Origin of the sequence: Streptomyces sp. NBC_00122, assembly GCF_045160845.1 — a bacterium.
GTDB lineage: Bacteria > Actinomycetota > Actinomycetes > Streptomycetales > Streptomycetaceae > Streptomyces.
Window position 1 is genome coordinate 4221608 of the sequence record NZ_CP108191.1, and the last position, 19076, is coordinate 4240683.

Sequence of the window (19076 nt, forward strand, 5' to 3'; positions counted from 1 at the left end):
AGCGCACCGGCCGGGCGGACGGAGCGCGCGTCGGGGAGTGTCGGTGCGGGCGGCTAGCCTTTTTACGTGTCCGCGCGTGCGCCCGTCCTCTCCGACCCCGAGCAGCTCAAAGAGCTCCTCGGGATCCCTTTCACGCCCGAACAGCTGGCCTGCGCCACCGCCCCGCCCGCCCCGCAGGTCATCGTCGCCGGAGCCGGCTCCGGCAAGACCACCGTCATGGCCGCCCGCGTGGTCTGGCTGGTGGGGACGGGCGCGGTCGCGCCCGAGCAGGTCCTCGGCCTGACCTTCACCAACAAGGCCGCCGGCGAGCTGTCCGAGCGCGTACGCAAGGCCCTCGCGCGGGCCGGCATCACCGACCCCGATCCTTCCCCGGCCGAGGCCGACGCGGCCGGGGGCGAGCCGCGCATCTCCACGTACCACGCCTTCGCCGGCCAGCTCCTCAAGGACCACGGCCTGCGCATCGGTCTGGAGCCCAGCTCCCGCCTCCTCGCCGACGCCACCCGCTTCCAGCTCGCCGCCAAGGTGCTGCGCGAGGCCCCCGGCCCCTACCCCTCGCTCACCAAGTCCCTCCCCGACCTGGTCGGCGACCTCCTCGCGCTGGACGGGGAGCTCTCCGAGCACCTCGTCGAGCCGGAGCGGCTGCGCGCCCACGACACCGGGCTGCTCGGCGAGCTGGCCGACGCCAACCTCACCAACGAGGACCTGCGCAAGGTCCCCGAGGCCGTGCGCGGCCGCCTCGAACTGCTGGAGCTCGTCAGCCGCTACCGCGCCGCCAAGCGTTCCCGCGACCTCTTCGACTTCAGCGACCAGATAGCCCTCTCCGCACAGCTCGCCACGACCCGGCCCGAGGTGGGGGCGCTGCTGCGCGAGGAGTTCCGGGTGGTCCTGCTCGACGAGTACCAGGACACCTCCGTCGCACAGCGGCTGCTGCTGTCCGGCCTCTTCGGCGCGGGCAGCGGCCACGCGGTGACCGCCGTCGGCGACCCCTGCCAGGCCATCTACGGCTGGCGGGGCGCCTCCGTCGCCAACCTCGACGACTTCCCCGAGCACTTCCCGCACGCCGACGGGACACCCGCCACCCGTCTCTCGCTCAGCGAGAACCGGCGCAGCGGCGGCCGCCTGCTCGACCTGGCCAACGGGCTCGCCGCCCCGCTGCGCGCCATGCACGAAGGCGTCGAGGCGCTCCGCCCGGCGCCCGGCGCGGAGGGCGCCGGCTTCGTCCGGTGCGCCCTGCTCGATACGCACGCCGAGGAACTGGAGTGGCTCGCGGACTCCGTCGCGCACCTGGTCCGCACCGGGACGGAGCCGCGCGAGATCGCCGTGCTGTGCCGGTCCGCCGGCGACTTCGCGCGGATCCAGGCCGTCCTGGTGGCCCGGGACGTGCCGGTCGAGGTCGTCGGCCTCTCCGGGCTCCTGCACCTGCCGGAGGTCGCGGACCTCGTCGCCGTCTGCGAAGTCCTCCAGGACCCGGGAGCCAACGCCTCCCTCGTCCGGCTGCTCATCGGCCCGCGCTGGCGGATCGGCGCGCGCGACCTGGCTCTGCTGGGGCGCCGCGCCCGGCTGCTGGTGGGCCGCGAGGCCCCCGCCGGGGCGGACCCGGACGAGCGGCTCGCGGCGGCCGTGGAGGGCGTGGACCCGGCGGAGATCGTGTCGCTGGCCGACGCCCTGGAGACCTTCCTCGACGGCGCCGGCCAGGCCCCCGACGACCTGCCGTTCTCCGCCGACGCCCGGGTCCGCTTCGCGCACCTCGCGCAGGAGCTGCGCGACCTGCGGCGCTCGCTCGCGGACCCGCTGATGGACGTACTGCACCGGGTCCTGTCGGCGACCGGCCTGGAAGTGGAGCTGTCCGCGTCCCCGCACGCGCTGGCGGCCCGCCGCCGCGAGACCCTGTCGAACTTCATGGACGTCGCCGCGGGCTTCGCCGCGCTGGACGGCGAGGCGACCCTCCTCGCGTTCCTGGCCTTCCTGCGCACGGCCGCCCAGTACGAGAAGGGCCTGGACCACGCCCTGCCCGGCGGGGAGAACACGGTCAAGGTCCTGACGGCCCACAAGTCCAAGGGCCTGGAGTGGGACGTGGTCGTCGTCCCGGACCTGTGCGCGGGGTCCTTCCCGAAGGAGAAGGCGCCGGAGGCCTGGACCTCGTACGCGAAGGTGCTCCCGTACGCCCTGCGCGGCGACGCCCCCACCCTGCCGGGGGACCCGGCCTGGACCTCGGCCGGCATGAAGTCCTTCAAGACGGCCCTGAAGGACCACAAGTCGGTGGAGGAGCTCCGCCTGGGCTACGTCACCTTCACCCGCCCCCGCTCCCTCCTGCTGGCCTCGGGCCACTGGTGGGGCCCGACGCAGAAGAAGCGCCGCGGCCCGTCCGCGTTCCTGTCCGCCCTGTACGAGCACTGCGCTGCCGGGTTCGGCGAGATCGAGGCCTGGGCGCCCGAACCCGACCCGGCCGCCGAGAATCCGTCCCTCGCCGACGACTCCACCCCGGACCACTCCTGGCCCCTCCCGCTGGACCCGGCCTCCCTGCACCTGCGCCGCGCGGCGGCAGCCCTGGTGGAGTCCTACCTGGCCGACCCGCAGCCCCCGGCTCCGGAGGAGGACGAGTCCTACCTCTGGCCCCCCTCCTGCGAGGACCCGTCCTACGAGGACGAACCCTGGCCGGACGACGACCTCTGGCCGCAGGACCCGGCCGAGCCGCGTACCGGTGGTCCCGCGGACCCGCACGCCGACCTCTGGCCGGAGGCGGACCTCTGGCCGGAGGCGGACCGGGCCGTGCCACGCCTCCGCGCCACCGGCACCGCGCCCGCCCCCGCCGCAGGCACCGGCCCCCTGACGCCCGACGACGCGCGGGCCGTGGCCTCCTGGGACCGGGACCTCGACGCCCTGGAGGGCGAGCTCCGCCGCGCCCGCGCCGCCGTCCGCGACGTCGAGCTCCCCGCCGCGCTCTCCGCCAGCCAGTTGCTCCGGCTCGCCGCCGACGAGCAGGGCTTCGTCCGCGACCTCGCCCGCCCCATGCCGAGGCCCCCGCAGCCTGCGGCACGCCAGGGCACGCGCTTCCACGCCTGGGTCGAGTCCCGCTTCGACGAACTCCCGCTCCCGCTCCTCGACGTCCTCGACCCCGTCACCGAGCTGCCCGGCTCCGACCAGGAGGTCGCCGACGAGGCCGATCTCGCCTCCCTCAAGGCCGCCTTCGAGCGCAGCCCGTACGCCGACCGGCCGCCCCACCGCATGGAGGCCCCGGTCCAGCTGACCCTCGCGGGCCGCGTCATCCGCGGCCGGATCGACGCCGTGTACAAGAATCCCGACGGCTCGTACGAGATCGTCGACTGGAAGACCGGCCGCACCACCGAGGCCGACCCCCTCCAGCTCGCCGTCTACCGCCTGGCCTGGGCGGAAGCCACGGGTACGCCGCTGCGCCGGGTCACCGCCGCCTTCCTGCACGTCCGCAGCGGCCGCGTGATCCGCCCCCGCGACCTGCCCGACCGGGCCCGTCTTGAGCGGATCCTCCAAGGCAAATCGGGCACCGGCGATGACCATCAGGCGGACGGCTAGGCTCGGGGCATGAGCGACAGCCCGCCGGACAGCGCCGTCCGCACGTACATCGAGACCCACCGCGCCGCCTTCCTCGACGACCTCGCCGAGTGGCTGCGCATACCCTCCGTCTCGGCGCAGCCCGAGCACGCGGGCGACGTACGCCGCAGCGCCGAATGGCTCGCGGCGAAGCTCAAGGAGACCGGTTTCCCGGTCGCCGAGGTCTGGGAGACGCCGGGCGCCCCGGCCGTGTTCGCGCACTGGCCGAGCGAGGACCCGGACGCGCCCACCGTCCTGGTCTACGGGCACCACGACGTGCAGCCCGCCGCCGTGGCGGACGGCTGGCACACCGACCCGTTCGAACCGGTCGTCAAGGACGGCCGGATGTACGGGCGCGGCGCCGCCGACGACAAGGGCCAGGTGTTCTTCCACACCCTGGGCGTACGCGCGCACCTGGCGGCCACCGGCGCCGCCGCCCCCGCCGTGAACCTGAAGCTCGTCGTGGAGGGCGAGGAGGAGTCCGGATCCCCGCACTTCCGCGCCCTCGTCGAGGCCCGCGCCGCCGAGCTCGCCGCCGACGTCGTGATCGTCTCCGACACCGGCATGTGGTCCGAGACCACCCCCACCGTCTGCACCGGCATGCGCGGCGTCGCCGACTGCGAGATCGACTTCCACGGCCCGGACCAGGACATCCACTCCGGCGCCTTCGGCGGGGCCGTGCCCAACCCGGCCACCGTCGCCGCCCGCCTGGTCGCGGCCCTCCACGACGCCGACGGACGGGTCACGGTCCCCGGTTTCTACGACGGCATCGCCGAACTCACCGACGCCGAGCGCGCGCTCATCGCCGAGCTGCCCTTCGACGAGTCCGAGTGGCTCCGTACGGCCAAGTCCCACGCGGCCGCCGGCGAGGCCGGCTACTCCACCCTGGAACGCGTCTGGGCCCGCCCGACGGCCGAGGTCAACGGCATCGGCGGCGGCTACCAGGGCCCTGGCGGCAAGACCATCGTGCCCGCCTCCGCCCACCTGAAGCTGTCGTTCCGCCTGGTGTCCGGACAGGACCCGTACGAGGTCGAGGCCGCCGTTACGGACTGGGTCGCGGCCCGCGTCCCGGCCGGGATCCGTCACTCCATCACCTTCGGCGCCCCGACCCGCCCGTGCCTGACCCCGCTGGACCACCCCGCGCTGCAGTCGGTCGTCCGGGCCATGGGCCGCGCCTTCGGCCAGAAGATCCGCTTCACCCGCGAGGGCGGCTCCGGACCCGCGGCAGACCTCCAGGACGTCCTGGACGCGCCCGTCCTCTTCCTCGGCATCTCCGTCCCGTCCGACGGCTGGCACTCGCCGAACGAGAAGGTCGAGCTGGACCTCCTCCTCAAGGGCGTCGAGACGACCGCGTACCTCTGGGGCGACCTTGCCGAGTCCCACCGCACACCTGCCTGACGCCCGACACACACGCCGCCTGAGTCACTGAGCCTGCCTGTCCCACCACCGGGGGAGTTGGAAGTACCTGTGAGCATCCATACCGAGCGCCCGATCTCGCTCACCGCGCCCAGCGGAATCGACCGCGCCGCGCACCACCGCCTCGACGAGGCGTGGCTCGCCGCCGCCTGGAGCCACCCGACGACCCGTGTGTTCGTCGTCTCCGGCGGCCAGGTCCTGATCGACGACACCCCCGACGGGGGCACCGGCATCGTGATGACCCCGGCCTTCGAGGCCCCGGTCACCGAGACCCACCGCTACTTCCTGGGGACCGACGAGGACGGCGTACGGTACTTCGCGCTCCAGAAGGACGCGCTGCCGGGCCGCATGGACCAGTCGGCCCGCCCGGCCGGCCTGCGCGAGGCCGGACTGCTGCTGAACGCGCGCGACGCCGGGCTGATGGTGCACGCCGTGGCGCTGGAGAACTGGCAGCGGATGCACCGCTTCTGCTCCCGCTGCGGCGAGCGCACCGTGGTCGCGGCCGCCGGGCACATCCGCCGCTGCCCGGGCTGCGGCGCCGAGCACTACCCGCGCACCGATCCGGCCGTGATCATGCTGGTCACGGACGACCAGGACCGGGCGCTGCTGGGCCGCCAGGTGCACTGGCCGGAGGGCCGCTTCTCGACCCTCGCCGGGTTCGTGGAGCCGGGCGAGTCGATCGAACAGTCCGTCGTCCGCGAGGTGTGGGAGGAGGCGGGCGTCAAGGTCGGCGAGGTCGAGTACGTGGCCAGCCAGCCGTGGCCGTTCCCGTACAGCCTGATGCTGGGCTTCACGGCCCGCGCCACCAGCTCCGAGATCACGGTGGACGGCGAGGAGATCGAGGAGGCCCGCTGGTTCTCCCGCGACGAGCTGGCTGCGGCGATCGAGGCGGGCGAGGTGCTGCCCCCGGCGGGCGGCATCTCCATCGCCGCCCGCCTGGTCGAGCTCTGGTACGGCCGGCCGCTGCCGAAGCCCCCGGCCGTCTGACGGCTCCGCGGGCCGGCAGCGGCCCGGCCCGCGCACGCAGAAGGCCCCCGCCGGGGCGGGGGCCGCTCTGGGTGCGCGGGGGGTCAGACGGCGAGGGCCTGCTTGACCTGGGCCAGGCTCGGGTTCGTCATGACGGACTCGTTGCCGGCGGAGGACTTCACGAGAACGGTGGGAACCGTCTGGTTGCCGCCGTTCGCCTTCTCCACGAACGCCGCGGACTCGGGGTCGAGCTCGATGTTGATCTCGTTGTACGCGATGCCTTCCCGGTCCAGCTGGGTCTTCAGCCGGCGGCAGTAGCCGCACCAGGTCGTGCTGTACATCGTGACGGTGCCCGTGTCCTGCATGCTGCGGTCTCCTTCGTGGGGTCTCGGTGGTCCGAGTACTGGAACGTACGCGACCGCGCGGCCATTCCCGCGCGGCCGGTGCGACAGGGGGCCGGTGCGACACGGCGGCTGGTGTGACAAGTACTACGGATACGGGTGACCTGTGGACAAGTTTCCCGCCCGCCCCTCCAGACCTGGCAGCATGGCGGGGTGACAGCAGCAACGCACTCCCCATCCTTCTCTGCCGCCGAGGCCGCCGACTCGGCCGACGCGGTGCTCCTGGGCCTGGACCCGGAGCAGCGCGAGGTCGCGACGACCCTGCGCGGGCCGGTGTGCGTGCTGGCGGGCGCCGGCACCGGCAAGACCCGTGCGATCACCCACCGCATCGCCTACGGAGTCCAGTCCGGCCAGCTCATGCCGGCCAGTGTGCTTGCCGTCACCTTCACCAACCGCGCCGCCGGGGAGATGCGCGGCCGTCTGCGCGGCCTCGGCGCCGGCGGGGTCCAGGCCCGTACCTTCCACTCCGCCGCCCTGCGCCAGCTCCAGTACTTCTGGCCCAAGGCGGTCGGCGGAGACGTCCCCCGGCTCCTGGAGCGCAAGATCCAGTTCGTCGCCGAGGCGGGCGCGCGCTGCCGCATCCGCCTCGACCGCAACGAGCTGCGCGATGTCACCGGTGAGATCGAGTGGGCCAAGGTCACCCAGACCGTGCCCGCCGACTATCCGGTGGCCGCCCTCAAGTCGGGCCGCGAAGCCCCCCGCGACCTGGCCGAGATCGCCCAGATCTACGGGACGTACGAGCAGCTCAAGCGCGACCGCGGCATGATCGACTTCGAGGACGTGCTGCTCCTCACCGTCGGCATCCTCCAGGACCGCCACGACATCGCCGAACAGATCCGCGCCCAGTACCAGCACTTCGTCGTGGACGAGTACCAGGACGTCAGCCCCCTCCAGCAGCGGCTGCTCGACCTGTGGCTCGGCGAGCGCGACAGCCTCTGCGTCGTCGGCGACGCCAGCCAGACGATCTACTCCTTCACCGGCGCCACCCCCGACCACCTGCTGAACTTCCGTACCCGCTACCCGCAGGCCACCGTGGTCAAGCTGGTCCGCGACTACCGCTCCACCCCCCAGGTCGTCCATCTCGCCAACGGCCTCCTCAAGCAGGCCAAGGGCCGGGCCGCCGAGCACCGCCTGGAGCTGGTCTCGCAGCGCGAAACCGGACCCGACCCGGTCTACGCCGAGTACCCGGACGAGCCCGCCGAGGCCGAGGGCGTCGCCGCGCGGGTCCGGGACCTGATCGCGGCGGGCGTGCCCGCGGGCGAGATCGCCGTCCTGTACCGCATCAACGCCCAGTCCGAGGTGTACGAGCAGGCCCTCGCCGACGCCGGGGTGCCCTACCAGCTGCGCGGAGCCGAGCGCTTCTTCGAGCGGAGCGAGGTCCAGAAGGCGATCCTCGCGCTCCGCGGAGCCGCCCGGTCCGGCGGGAACGACCCGCTGCTCGACGATGTCGTCGAGCTCGGCTCCCAGGTCCGGGCCGTGCTCAGCTCCACCGGCTGGACCGCCGAGCCGCCGGCCGGCTCCGGCGCGGTGCGCGACCAGTGGGAGTCGCTGGCCGCCCTGGTCCGCCTCGCCGAGGACTTCGCCCGGACCCGGCCCGGGGTCACCCTGGCGGACCTCACCATCGAGCTCGACGAGCGCAAGGCCGCCCAGCACGCCCCGACCGTGCAGGGCGTGACCCTGGCCTCGCTGCACGCGGCCAAGGGCCTGGAGTGGGACGCCGTGTTCCTCGTCGGCCTCACCGACGGCATGGTGCCGATCACCTACGCCAAGACCGACGAGCAGGTCGAGGAGGAGCGCCGACTGCTCTATGTCGGCGTCACCCGGGCGCGGTTGCACCTGACGCTCTCCTGGGCGCTCTCGCGGGCGCCGGGCGGCCGGGCCTCCCGACGCCCCAGCCGCTTCCTGAACGGCCTGCGGCCGGGCTCCGCGGCCCCGGGAACGGGCCCGGGCGGCGCGGCCGAGCGGGTCGCCCGCAAGCACGGCCGCCGCGGGCCGGTGCTCTGCAGGGTCTGCGGCAAGACCCTGACCGACGCCGGCGAGCTGAAACTGATGCGCTGCGAGGACTGCCCGTCCGACATGGACGAGGGGCTCTACGAGCGGCTGCGGGAGTGGCGCCGGACCCAGGCGAAGGACCAGGGCCTGCCCCCCTACTGCGTCTTCACGGACAAGACGCTGATGGCGATCGCGGAGGCCGCGCCCTCCGAGGAGGGCGAGCTCTCGATGATCTCCGGCGTGGGTGTACGGAAGCTCGACCGGTACGGAGCCGACGTCCTGGCCATCTGCGCAGGTCAGGACCCCGGGTCCGAGGATTCTGACGACGCGTAGAAACTCGTCGGAAAAATAGTTTGCACATGCCCAGCGAATCCCCATAGGTTCTTAGCAACGGAAACGGTGGCTTCTCCGAAGCCCTGGATCCGTGCTGTACTTATCCGAATACGCATGGGACAGGCCCCCGGGCCCCGTCCCCGAGACGCCGAGAGGAGGCGAGACCAGTGACCAGCTTCATGACCTTCACCAAAATGACCGATCGCTCGGTCGACGCTTCCTGCCTGCTCGGTTCCGTCTCCCTCCTGGGTACCGGTGTGTCCGCGATTTCTGCCGACAGCCCCGCCCTGCTGGCGATCCGTCCGGTCAGCGAGCGCAATGAGCGACCGACCCAGGCACCGGTGGCAGTACTGGCAGCGGAAGCTCAGGCGCATGGCGCCTATGGCTTCGCCGCCGCAGCCGGTGCCGGATCCCAGAACAAGCAGACGACGAAGCAGCAGCACCACCTGATGTGGGCCTTCCGTGGGCTCGAACCCTGGAGTGATCCAGCCTGATCGCATGATCAGGCCGGCGCCTTCAGGGCCGCGGAACCCAACCGGGATCCGCGGCCCTTCTGTTTGTCCCCGAACGGGACGACGGACAGGCGCCTCGGGACTGGCAGAACCCCAGCCGAATCCGGCCGACCGGCCGGAACGACTAGCCGAACAAGACGAGGAAGAAGACACCGTGCAACTCGAAGCGCACGCCCCGTCCGTACCGCAGACCCAAACGATCTCCCCGCCCGCAGTCCCGGAGGACCACACCTTGACCCCGCTCACCGCGCTGACCGCGCTCGACGACGCCATCGAGAACCTCGGCGTACCCGTCCCGTGCCGCACCTTCGACCCCGAGGTCTTCTTCGCCGAGTCCCCGGCGGACGTCGAGTACGCCAAGTCCCTCTGCCGCACCTGCCCGCTGGTCGAGGCCTGCCTCGCCGGGGCGACCGAGCGCCGCGAGCCCTGGGGTGTCTGGGGTGGCGAGCTCTTCGTCCAGGGTGTCGTCGTCGCCCGCAAGCGGCCGCGTGGCCGTCCGCGCAAGAACCCGGTTGTCGCGGCATGACCGCCCACGGAACCATCGACCGCCCCCTCACGCACGACCCCCTGAAGCAGGCCCTCATGACCGCCCACTCCACGAGCGAGCAGCCGCACGGCTCCGCCACCGCAGACTTCATCACCGCAGGCGCGATCACCTCGCGTCAGAACAGGACCCGCGAAATGCAACTCATCCCAGAAGCCCTGGCTCGCGCCCATATGGACGACCGCATGCGTGAGGTGGACGCCGAGCGTCACGCCGTGCGCCTGGTCACCGCCCGCCGCATGCAGCGGCGAGCCGAGCGAGTCTCGCTGCGCGCCCGGCGCGCGCTCGCCATGGCCGTCATGCACTAAGAGCTCCACAGTGCTGAGGCTCTGAAATCACAGACAAGACGTCCCGGGGGGACCGGTCCGAACGGACCGGTCCCCCCGGTGCGTTGCGGGGCCTGTCCACCCCGTACGGGGATATCGTCTGGAGGTGGACCAGCCGACTCCCCACCCCGCCAAGCCGGGATCCGAGGCCCAGCCCGTCGTCTGCGCGCGCTGTGGTGCCCGGTCTCCGGACGGCGCCCCGATCACCTGGACCTGCTCCATGGAAAACGGCAGCAGGCACTACTTCTGCCACGACTGCGCCCGGGCCAACATCCGGGCGATCGAGGGCAGGCTCGACTCCTCCTGGTGGTGACCCGGAGCCGGCCTGCCCGCCCCCTACGTCACTCCGCGGACGCGAACCCCGGTAGCCAGGAGTCCAGTTCGTCCCGCAGCCGCACCGTCGAGCCCAGCTGACACAGCACCCCGATGGTGCTCAGCGTGACCCGGTGGATCAGCAGGTACGAGGGTGGCAGGTTGATCTGCCGTCCCAACTGGTGTGCGGGGGACCGGGGATCGGCGATCCGCGCCGCCTGGCCGCGCAGCCACGCCCGTGTGAAGGTGAACTCCTCGGCCTCGGCGGGCTCGATGATCGGCTTGAGATAGTCCAGTACCGCGTCGGGGTCCAGTTCGATGGACTCCTTCACGAACCCCTCGGCGCACAGGTGCCCGTAGACCCCTTCGGCATCCCCGTCCAGCGTCATCCGCAGTGACTTGCCGATGGGCTTGGGCCAGCCGCCCGGCAGCCGGTCGACCGTGCCGAAGTCCAGGACGCCCAGCCGCATCCGGCCCTCCGGCCCCGATATCAGCCGGAAGTTGCCCGGGTGCGGGTCCGCGTGCAGCAGCCCGGTGCGGGCGGGACCGGAGAAGAGGAACCGGGCCAGCAACTGCCCGGCGCGGTCGCGCTCCTCCTGAGTGCCGTCGGCTATCACCTCCGACAGCGGGGTCCCCTCCATCCACTCGGTCACCAGCACCCCGTCGCCCTGGTGCACGACATCCGGCACCACGACGTCGGGGTCGCCCTCGAACGCGTCCGCGTGCGTCCGCTGCGCCTCGGCCTCCAGCTCGTAGTCGAGCTCCTCCGCGACCCGGTCGCGCAACTCCTTGATGAGCGGCTTGATCTCCATGCCCGGTATCAGCGGCCCCAGCAGACCCGCGAACCGGCCCAGCTGCTTCAGGTCCGACAGCAGAGCCTCGCCGGCCCCCGGGTACTGGACCTTGACGGCCACCTGCCGGCCGTCGTGCCACACCGCCCGGTGCACCTGCCCGATCGAGGCGGCCGCGGCCGGCTTGTCCTCGAACTCCTCGAACAGATCCCGCCAGTCCGCGCCCAGTCGGTCCGCCAGCACCTGGTGCACCGTGGCCGTGGGCAGCGGCGGGGCCGCTTCCTGAAGCTTGGTCAGCGCAGCCCGGTAGGGCCCGGCGACCTCCTCGGGCAGGGCAGACTCGAAGACCGACAGGGCCTGCCCGAACTTCATGGCACCGCCCTTCAGCTCCCCGAGCGTCCGGAACAGCTGCTCGGCGGTGCGCTGCTGAAGCTCGCGCGCCACTATCTCCGCCGACTTGCCGCCGATCCGCTTGCCCAGCCCCCAGGTTGCCCGACCCGCGATGCCGAGCGGCAGCGCGGCCAGCTTGACGGTACGGGTGACCGCCTTCCGGGGAAGATCAGACATACGCCCCTCCATTTCCCAGACAGCTGCGCCGCAAGCGGCGGTTCGGGAAGACCCCTCCGACCCACGCATCCTGTCATGGCCCCTCCGGAGGATCCCCTCCTGATCCTCCTCCCAGTCGCTGGAGCAGAGCTGGACGACCTGCGTTCGCTCCGCACGGGCAGTCGGGGTGCGGGACGACCGGGCTGCGCTGCCAGTGCAGGGCCGGGAGCGCGGCCTCCCAGCGGGAGGCGGTGGAGGCGGGCAGTTCGCCGTCGAGGAAGGACAGCGCGTGGGCCGCGGCCAGACCGGCCACCGCAGTGGACAGGCCCAGGTCGCACGCGCCGCCCGCCCGGCGCCGGTGCGCCGACCGCCACTGCACCAGCATCCTCGGCCAGGCCGGATCAAGGTCCACCCGCTCGCGCTCCATGCACCCCGCGCACGCCGTCGAACCCGGCAGCACCAGCGGTCCCACCAGTCCGGTGCCCTCCAGCACCCCCGCGTACAGGTGCGGGATGCCCGTCGCCACCCAGTCGGCCGCGGTGTCCGGATCCGGGGCCCAGGCCTGCAGCCCGTCGCGGGGCGCGACCACCACCAGGGCGAGCCCGGGCTCCGGGCCCTCGCTCTCCCCGGCCCGCGGCGCGCGCCCCGGAGCCGACTGGCGCACCAGCCTGCCCGCGGCCTCGGCCCGCAGGCGGCCCACGCTCTGCGACCCGAACCCGCCCGGCGCCACGTCCCCGGGTTCCACCCGGCCACCGTCGAGCACCTCGACCCCGCCCACACCGGCTCCCGACAGGACCGCGGCGATCAACGCGCCCACCCGGCCGCTCCCGCGCACCTGCACCCGTATCGCCCGGCGCGCGGCGATCCCCCGCAAGTCCCCGCCCGGCTCACGGTGGACCAAGGACAGCGAGCCCAGATCGGGCCCCAGCCGCTCCAGGGCCTCCGGCCGCTTGCGCACGGCCTGGGCGAGCGGGCCGCCCGCCGTGGCGTCGTCGAGCAGTCCGGCCGCCGCCAGCCGCCGGACCAGTTCGTCGGCCTGGCCGTCCGGCAGTCCCATCCCCGAGGCCTCGGCCCGTAACAGCTCCATCCGCCGCGTCCCGTCGATGCGGTCGATGAGCGCGCCCGTCGCCGTGTCGACGGGGCCCAGCACCACCGCGTGGGCGGGTGTCACCCCGAACTGAACCGTCTGCAGATCCCTCCAGGCCCGTGCCAGCGCCGGCTTCACCTTCGGATACACGGCCGCCCCCTCGATTTCGCGTGCGCACCCGCGCCGCCTCTTTTCCGCTCTCCCGCAACATTGCCCGTCCGCCGCATTCCGTGCGGGAATTTGTCCACAGGCGAGGTGTATTAGGCATATGAGATGGAGAAATGGGGTGTTCCGGATGCCGACTGTGAATCGATCGCGTTCGACTGCCGGACGGGCGGGACTTCCGCCACGGCTAGCGGGTACCGTCGTCGCGTGTCCGCCGACCCACCGCAGCGCGCCGTAGAAGTCCGCCGGAGCGCGCGCCGCCGCAGGACCGTATCCGCCTATCGCGAGGGTGACCGTACGGTCGTCCTCATCCCTGCCCGGATGTCCGAGGCCGAGGAGCGGCGCTGGGTGGGCGTCATGCTCGACAAGCTGGCCGCCCAGGAGAGCAAGCGCACCCTCGGCGACGCGGAACTCACCGAGCGCGCCGAGCGTTTGTCCGAGCAGTACTTCACCGGCCGCGCCCGCCCCCGCTCGGTCCGCTGGGTCACCAACCAGAACACCCGCTGGGGCTCCTGCACCCCGGCCGAAGGCAGCATCCGGCTCTCCCACCGCCTCCAGGGGATGCCGGAGTACGTCATCGACTACGTCCTCCTGCACGAGCTGGCCCACCTCCTCGTGCCCGGCCACGGCCCCCGCTTCTGGGAGCTGCTGGAGGCGTATCCCCGGACCGAGCGGGCCCGCGGATACCTGGAGGGAATCGTCGCCGCCGAGCGCCTCCCGAAGGTCCCCGCCGCCCGCGACGAATAGCGCTGCGCCCGTCCGCACTGTCACGGACGGTGATATGTACCGGGTCGGTACCGACTTGGCCGGATGTCGGCAGTTGCCGTTAGCCTGAGCGGCACGCATTCACAGTCGGGATGGGGGACGGTCGTTACGTATGGCCAGGGAATTCCAACGGGGCCACAAGGCCAAGATCAGTGATCTGACGCCGGGCACGGATCTTTACGTGGGCGTCCAGATCGCCGGACCCGGACTCACCTTCGACATCAGCTGTTTCGGCCTCGATGCGAACGAGCAGCTGTCCGACGACCGCTACTTCGTCTTCTTCAACCAGCCGAAGTCGCCCGAGGAGTCCATCCAGCAGCTCGGTGCGCAGGCCGGAGACACCGAATCCTTCCGGGTGACCCTGGACCGCGTGCCGGCCTCCATCCACAAGCTGTCCTTCACCGCCACCATCGACGGCGCCGGCCAGATGTCGCAGATCGGCCCCGGCTACCTCCGGATCGTCGCGGGCGGCGAGGAAGTCGTCCGGTACTCGTTCACGGGTGCGGAGTTCACCACCGAGCGGGCCGTGATGCTCGGCGACTTCTACCTCAAGGACGTATGGCGCTTCGCAGCCGTCGGCCAGGGCTTCGACGGCGGACTCGCCGCGCTGCTCAAGAACTTCGGCGGCGAGGTCGCCGAGGAGGAGGAGCCGCAGCAGCAGGCCCCGGCCCAGACCGGCGCCGCGCCCGGATTCGCCCCGCCGCCGCAGGCCCCGGCACCGTCCTTCGGCGCCCCCGCCCAGGCCCCGGCACCCCAGGCCGCGCCGCAGCAGGCCCCGGCCCCCGCGCCCTCGTTCGGCGCGCCACCCGCTCCGGCCCCCGCCCCGCAGCCGCAGGCGTACCCGCAGCACAGCGCGCCCACCATGGCCGCGCCGCTCGCTCCGCCCGCCCCCGCGCCGTACGGCCAGCCGCCGCAGCAGCCCTCGTACGGCCAGGTTCCCCCGCCCGCTCCGGCCCCCGCCCCCTACGGGCAGCAGCCGGGCTACGGCCAGGTGCCGGGGCAGGTACCGGGCCAGATGCCCGGGCAGTTCCCCGGCCAGGCCCCCGGCCAGTACCCCCCTGGCGGTCAGCAGCCCGGCTACGGGCAGCAGGCCCCCGCCCCCGCCGCGGCCGGTCTCACCGCCGCGCTCCAGCCGTACAAGGAAGCCCCCACGGGCGCCCGCTGGACCGCGCAGAACCCGCAGCTCATGCGCGTCGACCTGTCGATGGGCGGCCAGCCCGTCCTCGCCCGCCAGGGCAGCATGGTCCTGTACCAGGGCAAGGTCGACTTCAGCTACAAGGGCGCGGGCTTCGCGGGCCGCATCGTGGGCAACGCCACCGGCCAGGAGATGCAGCTGATGCGCTGCACCGGCCGCGGCCAGGTCTTCCTCGCGGAGAACGGCGCCCACCTGCACGCCATCGAGCTCCAGGGTGACGCGATCTGCGTCTCCGCCGAGAACGTGCTCGCCTTCGACGAGTCGCTCCAGCACGAGGTCCGCCGCATCGAGGGCCACGGCATCCCCGGCGGCGCCCTGTTCACCATGCAGTTCCAGGGCGCCGGCACCGTGATCGTCAAGACGCACGGCGTCCCGGTCGTCCTGCCCGTCACCCCGACCACCTTCGCGGACAGCAACGCCATCGTGGCGTGGTCGGCCGCCTCACAGGTGATCATCTCCAGCCAGGTCCGGCTCCGGCGCAACGCCTACCCCGGCCACAGCGGGGAGACCGTGAACCTCCAGTTCCGCGGCGCTCCCGGCAACTTCATCGTCGTCCAGCCGTACGAGGTCTGAGGGAGCCCGTCATGAACGCAATGAACCAGCAGCTCGCGGGCTACGCCCCGACGCCCGTCACGGCCCGCATGGAGAACCACGGACGGGCCATGCTCAAGGTCGCCATGCAGAGCGGCCAGGACCTCTTCGCCCGTACCGGCTCGATGGTCGCGTACGAGGGCTTCGTGCAGTACGAGCCCAACCCGCCGGCCGTGCGCCAGATGGCCTCGCAGTGGCTCACCGGCGAGGGCGCCCCGCTGATGAAGTGCACCGGCGACGGCCTGCTCTACCTCGCCGACTACGGCGCGGACGTCGTCGTCGTCAACCTCAACAACGACGCCCTCTCCGTGAACGGGACCAACCTGCTCGCCTTCGACGCCCACCTCCAGTGGGGCGTCGAGCGGGTCAAGGGCATGGCGAAGTTCGCCGGCCAGGGCCTGTTCAACGTGCAGGTCGCCGGTACCGGGTGGGTCGCGATCACCTCCCGCGGCACCCCGATCGTGGTCGACTGCGGTCGCGGCGAGGACGAGACGTACGTCGACCCGGACGCGCTCGTCGCCTGGTCGCCGAATCTCAAGGTCAAGGGGAAGCGCAGCTTCAAGGCCTCGTCGATGATCGGCCGGGGCAGCGGGGAGGCCTACCAGATGGCCTTCTCCGGCCAGGGCATCGTCGTCGTACAGCCGAGCGAGGACAGCACCGACCGGCTCCGGGCCCGGGGCTGAGGGGGAGCGGACACATCATGCAGAGCGCACTTTTCGCCCACGCCGAGGCGCAGTCCCAGGAGCGGTACGCCGTCCAGAACCCGCAGCTGCTGCGGGTCTCGCTGACAGGCCACGACGACGTACTCGCCCGCAAGGGCGCGATGGTCGCCTACCAGGGGATCATCGACTTCGACGGCGAGTACCAGAGCACCAACCAGCGCACCGCCCGCGCCCGCACGGGCGAGGGCCTCGACCTCATGCGCTGCTCCGGGCAGGGCACGGTCTACCTGGCCAACCTGGCCCAGTACGTGCACGTCGTGGACGTGGACCAGGACGGCCTCACCGTCGACAGCAGCTACGTGCTGGCCATGGACTCCACCCTGCACACCGAGGCCATCGCGGTGGACAGCCAGTACGGGATCTCCGGCTCCGGCAAGTACCAGCTCAACGTCACCGGCCGCGGCAAGGTCGCGCTGATGACCTCCGGGCAGCCGCTGATGATGCAGGTCACGCCCGACAAGTACGTCAACGCGGACGCGGACGCCATCGTCGCCTGGTCCACCTCGCTGCGGGTGCAGATGCAGGCCCAGACGCACTCCACCGGAGTGTGGCGCCGGCGCGGCAACACCGGCGAGGGCTGGGAGCTGAGCTTCCTCGGCACCGGTTTCGCCCTCGTGCAGCCCAGCGAGGTGCTGCCGCCGCAGAACGCCCAGCTCGGCCAGGGCGCCGCGGCGCAGTTCGGCATGGGCCAGCACGGCTCGCACGCGCAGAACCAGAACAACGCCTGGAACTAGCCGCACGGCGAAGGCACGGGCAAGGCAGCTGCCGGGCACGAGCCAGATACGCGGAAGGGGCGGCCCCGGGCATCCGGGGCCGCCCCTTCCTCACGTCACGGCGTCACGGCGTCACGCGCCGAGCCGTGCCAGGGCCGCCTCCAGCAGCCGCACGACCGAGGTGTCGGCCACCGCCGCCACCTCCTCGTACGGGAACCAGCGCAGGTCCAGGGACTCCTCGCTGATCTCCGCCACCGCACCGGCCGGCGCCAGCGCCGCGTACTGCACGTCAAGGTGCCAGTGGCAGGGCGCCGGGATCGGATGCCGGTCGAGGCGCACCGGCCCGCCGGGCAGCAGGCTCAGCCCGGACTCGATGCCGGACTCCTCGCGGGCCTCGCGCAGCGCCGCCTCGGCGAGGGTGGCGTCGCCGGGCTCGCAGTGGCCGCCCATCTGCAGCCACATGCCCAGCTTCTTGTGCAGGGTCAGCAGGACGCGCCCCCGCTCCGGGTCGATCACCAGGGCGCTGCCGGTGATGTGCCCGGCCTCGCACGGCTTGTAGACCCCGTCCGGATGGGCGGCCAGGTGCTCCAGGTAGACGTCGCGCAGCTCGGGCTGGTCCTCGTAGCGCTTGAGCACGAGGACCGCGTCGTCGTACAGGCTCACTTCTCCTCGCCGCCGTCCTCGTCGCGCTTCCGGGCGGCCTCGCCGAGCATCTTGTCGAGCTCGGAGAAGTCCAGCTGCTCGCGGTGCACGAAGCCGTCCGGGTCGTCCAGGTCCGAGGCCGTCGGCAGCATGTCCGGGTGCTCCCACAACCCGTCGCGGCCGTCCACACCCCGCGCGTCGGTGAGCGAGGCCCACAGCCGCGAGGCGTCCCGCAGCCGGCGCGGCCGCAGCTCCAGCCCGATCAGCGTCGCGAAGGTCTGCTCCGCCGGGCCGCCCGAGGCGCGCCGCCGGCGCATGGTCTCGCGCATCGCGTCCGCCGAGGTCAGACGCGGCTTCGCCGCCTCGTGCACGACCGCGTCCACCCAGCCCTCGACCAGTGCGAGCGCCGTCTCCAGGCGGGCCAGCGCGGCCTTCTGCTCGGGGGTGTCCTGCGGCTGGAACATGCCGCCCTGCAGCGCTTCCTGCAGCTGCTCCGGGTTCGACGGGTCCAGCTGGCCGACCACGTCCTCCAGCTTCGAGGTGTCGACCTTGATGCCGCGGGCGTAACCCTCGACCGCGCCGAACAGGTGCGAGCGCAGCCACGGCACGTGTGCGAAGAGCCGGGCGTGGGCCGCCTCGCGCAAGGCCAGGTACAGCCGCACCTCGTCCGCCGGGACGCCCAGGTCCTTGCCGAAGCTCTCGATGTTCAGCGGCAGCAGCGCGGCCTTGCCGGCCGGGCCCAGCGGCAGCCCGATGTCGGTCGAGCCGACGACCTCGCCCGCGAGCACGCCCACGGCCTGGCCGATCTGCTGTCCGAACATGGCACCGCCCATGGAGCGCATCATTCCGAGCAGCGGGCCCGCCATGGCCTGCATCTCCTCGGGCAGCACGCTGCCCATGGCCGCGCCGACCCGCTCGGCGACCGGGTCCACGAGTTCCTTCCACACCGGGAGGGTCGCCTCGACCCACTCGGCGCGGCTCCACGCGACGGCAGTGGCGGCGCCCGAGGGCAGCGAGGTCACACCGTCCAGCCAGTGGTCGGCGAGGCGCACGGCCTCCTCGACCGCGGACTTCTCGGCGACGCCGACGCTCGCGTCCTTCACGCCGTCCGCCGTGCCCTGGGCAACCGTCTGGCGGGCGATGTCCTTGGCCATGTCCCAGTTCACGGGACCGCCCTCGTAGCTGAGCATCTGGCCCAGCTGCTGGAAGGCCGCGCCCAGGTCGTTCGGGTTCATCGAGCCGAACATCGCCGCGAACGGATTGTCCGCGCCGCCGGGACCCCCCGCGCCGCCCGGCAGGCCCGTGCCGGTGAACCCGAACGGATTCGCCGGGCCGCCCTGGCCGCCCTGATTGCCCTTCTTCTTGCCCTCGTCGCCGTCCTCCGGCTCCTCCGGCGGAAGGCCGAATCCGAATGGGGTGTCGCTCACGGGTTTCCTCGGCTCGTAGGGCCGTCGGCGGGTGCCGACGGGCAATGGTCCGACAACACCACC

General features: G+C 72.6%; 17 protein-coding genes. 12 read left to right on the forward strand and 5 right to left on the reverse strand.

All coding sequences use genetic code 11. From position 1 onward, the window contains the following. Positions 1–66: 66 nt before the first annotated feature. Genes OG737_RS20200 through nudC form a run of 3 tightly spaced genes read left to right on the forward strand, consistent with a single transcriptional unit; the run spans position 67 to position 5970 of the window. On the forward strand, positions 67–3549 hold the full coding sequence (locus tag OG737_RS20200) for a UvrD-helicase domain-containing protein (protein WP_405921835.1): 3483 nt from the start codon (positions 67–69) through the stop codon (positions 3547–3549). Between the two features lie 9 nt (positions 3550–3558). Then, complete coding sequence (locus OG737_RS20205) at positions 3559–4965, forward strand: dipeptidase (RefSeq protein WP_405678624.1); 1407 nt, start codon at positions 3559–3561, stop codon at positions 4963–4965. 57 nt (positions 4966–5022) lie between these two features. After that, positions 5023–5970, forward strand: a complete 948-nt coding sequence (nudC, locus tag OG737_RS20210; RefSeq protein WP_328927525.1) for an NAD(+) diphosphatase — start codon at positions 5023–5025, stop codon at positions 5968–5970. An 83-nt stretch (positions 5971–6053) separates the two neighbouring features. On the opposite strand, the gene OG737_RS20215 is transcribed toward nudC, so the two are convergent. After that, positions 6054–6314: a mycoredoxin gene (locus tag OG737_RS20215; RefSeq protein WP_031151539.1), complete on the reverse strand. Its 261-nt coding sequence runs from the start codon at positions 6312–6314 to the stop codon at positions 6054–6056. 189 nt (positions 6315–6503) lie between these two features. Between OG737_RS20215 and OG737_RS20220 the strand changes: the two genes are divergently transcribed. From OG737_RS20220 to OG737_RS20240, 5 genes are all read left to right on the forward strand, one after another. Further along, the gene (locus OG737_RS20220) at positions 6504–8675 is read left to right on the forward strand and encodes an ATP-dependent DNA helicase UvrD2 (protein ID WP_405921836.1); all 2172 of its coding nucleotides are present in this window, start codon (positions 6504–6506) and stop codon (positions 8673–8675) included. A gap of 179 nt (positions 8676–8854) precedes the next feature. Further along, positions 8855–9169, forward strand: a complete 315-nt coding sequence (locus tag OG737_RS20225) for a hypothetical protein (protein WP_328930409.1) — start codon at positions 8855–8857, stop codon at positions 9167–9169. Positions 9170–9341: 172 nt separating this feature from the next. Further along, positions 9342–9713, forward strand: coding sequence for a WhiB family transcriptional regulator (locus tag OG737_RS20230; protein WP_328927527.1), 372 nt, complete (start codon positions 9342–9344; stop codon positions 9711–9713). Continuing rightward, positions 9710–10039, forward strand: a complete 330-nt coding sequence (locus tag OG737_RS20235) for a hypothetical protein (protein ID WP_328927528.1) — start codon at positions 9710–9712, stop codon at positions 10037–10039. The genes OG737_RS20230 and OG737_RS20235 overlap by 4 nt, the downstream gene beginning before the upstream one ends. 124 nt (positions 10040–10163) lie before the next feature. Beyond that, positions 10164–10370, forward strand: a complete 207-nt coding sequence (locus OG737_RS20240; RefSeq protein ID WP_328927529.1) for a hypothetical protein — start codon at positions 10164–10166, stop codon at positions 10368–10370. A gap of 28 nt (positions 10371–10398) precedes the next feature. On the opposite strand, the gene OG737_RS20245 is transcribed toward OG737_RS20240, so the two are convergent. Continuing rightward, a complete protein-coding gene (locus tag OG737_RS20245) occupies positions 10399–11727 on the reverse strand; it encodes an ABC1 kinase family protein (protein WP_405921837.1) in 1329 nt (442 codons plus the stop codon). Between the two features lie 73 nt (positions 11728–11800). Further along, positions 11801–12943 carry a ThiF family adenylyltransferase gene (locus OG737_RS20250; protein WP_405921838.1) on the reverse strand — a complete coding sequence of 381 codons (1143 nt, stop codon included), beginning with the start codon at positions 12941–12943 and terminating at the stop codon, positions 11801–11803. 162 nt (positions 12944–13105) lie between these two features. On the opposite strand from OG737_RS20250, the gene OG737_RS20255 reads away from it, so the two are divergent. The 4 genes from OG737_RS20255 (at position 13106) to OG737_RS20270 (ending at position 16965) form a co-directional block, all read left to right on the forward strand. Then, positions 13106–13705 carry a M48 family metallopeptidase gene (locus tag OG737_RS20255; protein WP_405681363.1) on the forward strand — a complete coding sequence of 200 codons (600 nt, stop codon included), beginning with the start codon at positions 13106–13108 and terminating at the stop codon, positions 13703–13705. A gap of 130 nt (positions 13706–13835) precedes the next feature. Beyond that, positions 13836–15491, forward strand: a complete 1656-nt coding sequence (locus OG737_RS20260; RefSeq protein WP_405921839.1) for a TerD family protein — start codon at positions 13836–13838, stop codon at positions 15489–15491. Between the two features lie 20 nt (positions 15492–15511). Beyond that, complete coding sequence (locus OG737_RS20265) at positions 15512–16192, forward strand: AIM24 family protein (protein ID WP_214935289.1); 681 nt, start codon at positions 15512–15514, stop codon at positions 16190–16192. 17 nt (positions 16193–16209) lie between these two features. After that, complete coding sequence (locus OG737_RS20270) at positions 16210–16965, forward strand: AIM24 family protein (RefSeq protein ID WP_405921840.1); 756 nt, start codon at positions 16210–16212, stop codon at positions 16963–16965. Positions 16966–17076: 111 nt separating this feature from the next. On the opposite strand, the gene OG737_RS20275 is transcribed toward OG737_RS20270, so the two are convergent. Together OG737_RS20275 and OG737_RS20280 are read right to left on the reverse strand one after the other, a co-directional pair. Further along, positions 17077–17607, reverse strand: coding sequence for an NUDIX hydrolase (locus OG737_RS20275; RefSeq protein WP_328927535.1), 531 nt, complete (start codon positions 17605–17607; stop codon positions 17077–17079). Continuing rightward, on the reverse strand, positions 17604–19013 hold the full coding sequence (locus tag OG737_RS20280) for a zinc-dependent metalloprotease (protein ID WP_405921841.1): 1410 nt from the start codon (positions 19011–19013) through the stop codon (positions 17604–17606). Before OG737_RS20280 ends, OG737_RS20275 begins: the two co-directional genes overlap by 4 nt. Positions 19014–19076 lie beyond the last annotated feature (63 nt).

Bases quoted from the DNA above. Each gene is read 5' to 3' on its own strand.
- OG737_RS20235 (WP_328927528.1), top strand. From the start codon at position 9,710: ATGACCGCCCACGGAACCATCGACCGCCCCCTCACGCACGACCCCCTG.
- OG737_RS20265 (WP_214935289.1), top strand. From the start codon at position 15,512: ATGAACCAGCAGCTCGCGGGCTACGCCCCGACGCCCGTCACGGCCCGC.
- OG737_RS20205 (WP_405678624.1), top strand. From the start codon at position 3,559: ATGAGCGACAGCCCGCCGGACAGCGCCGTCCGCACGTACATCGAGACC.
- OG737_RS20225 (WP_328930409.1), top strand. From the start codon at position 8,855: ATGACCTTCACCAAAATGACCGATCGCTCGGTCGACGCTTCCTGCCTG.
- OG737_RS20215 (WP_031151539.1), bottom strand. From the start codon at position 6,314: ATGCAGGACACGGGCACCGTCACGATGTACAGCACGACCTGGTGCGGC.
- OG737_RS20260 (WP_405921839.1), top strand. From the start codon at position 13,836: ATGGCCAGGGAATTCCAACGGGGCCACAAGGCCAAGATCAGTGATCTG.
- OG737_RS20245 (WP_405921837.1), bottom strand. From the start codon at position 11,727: ATGTCTGATCTTCCCCGGAAGGCGGTCACCCGTACCGTCAAGCTGGCC.
- OG737_RS20270 (WP_405921840.1), top strand. From the start codon at position 16,210: ATGCAGAGCGCACTTTTCGCCCACGCCGAGGCGCAGTCCCAGGAGCGG.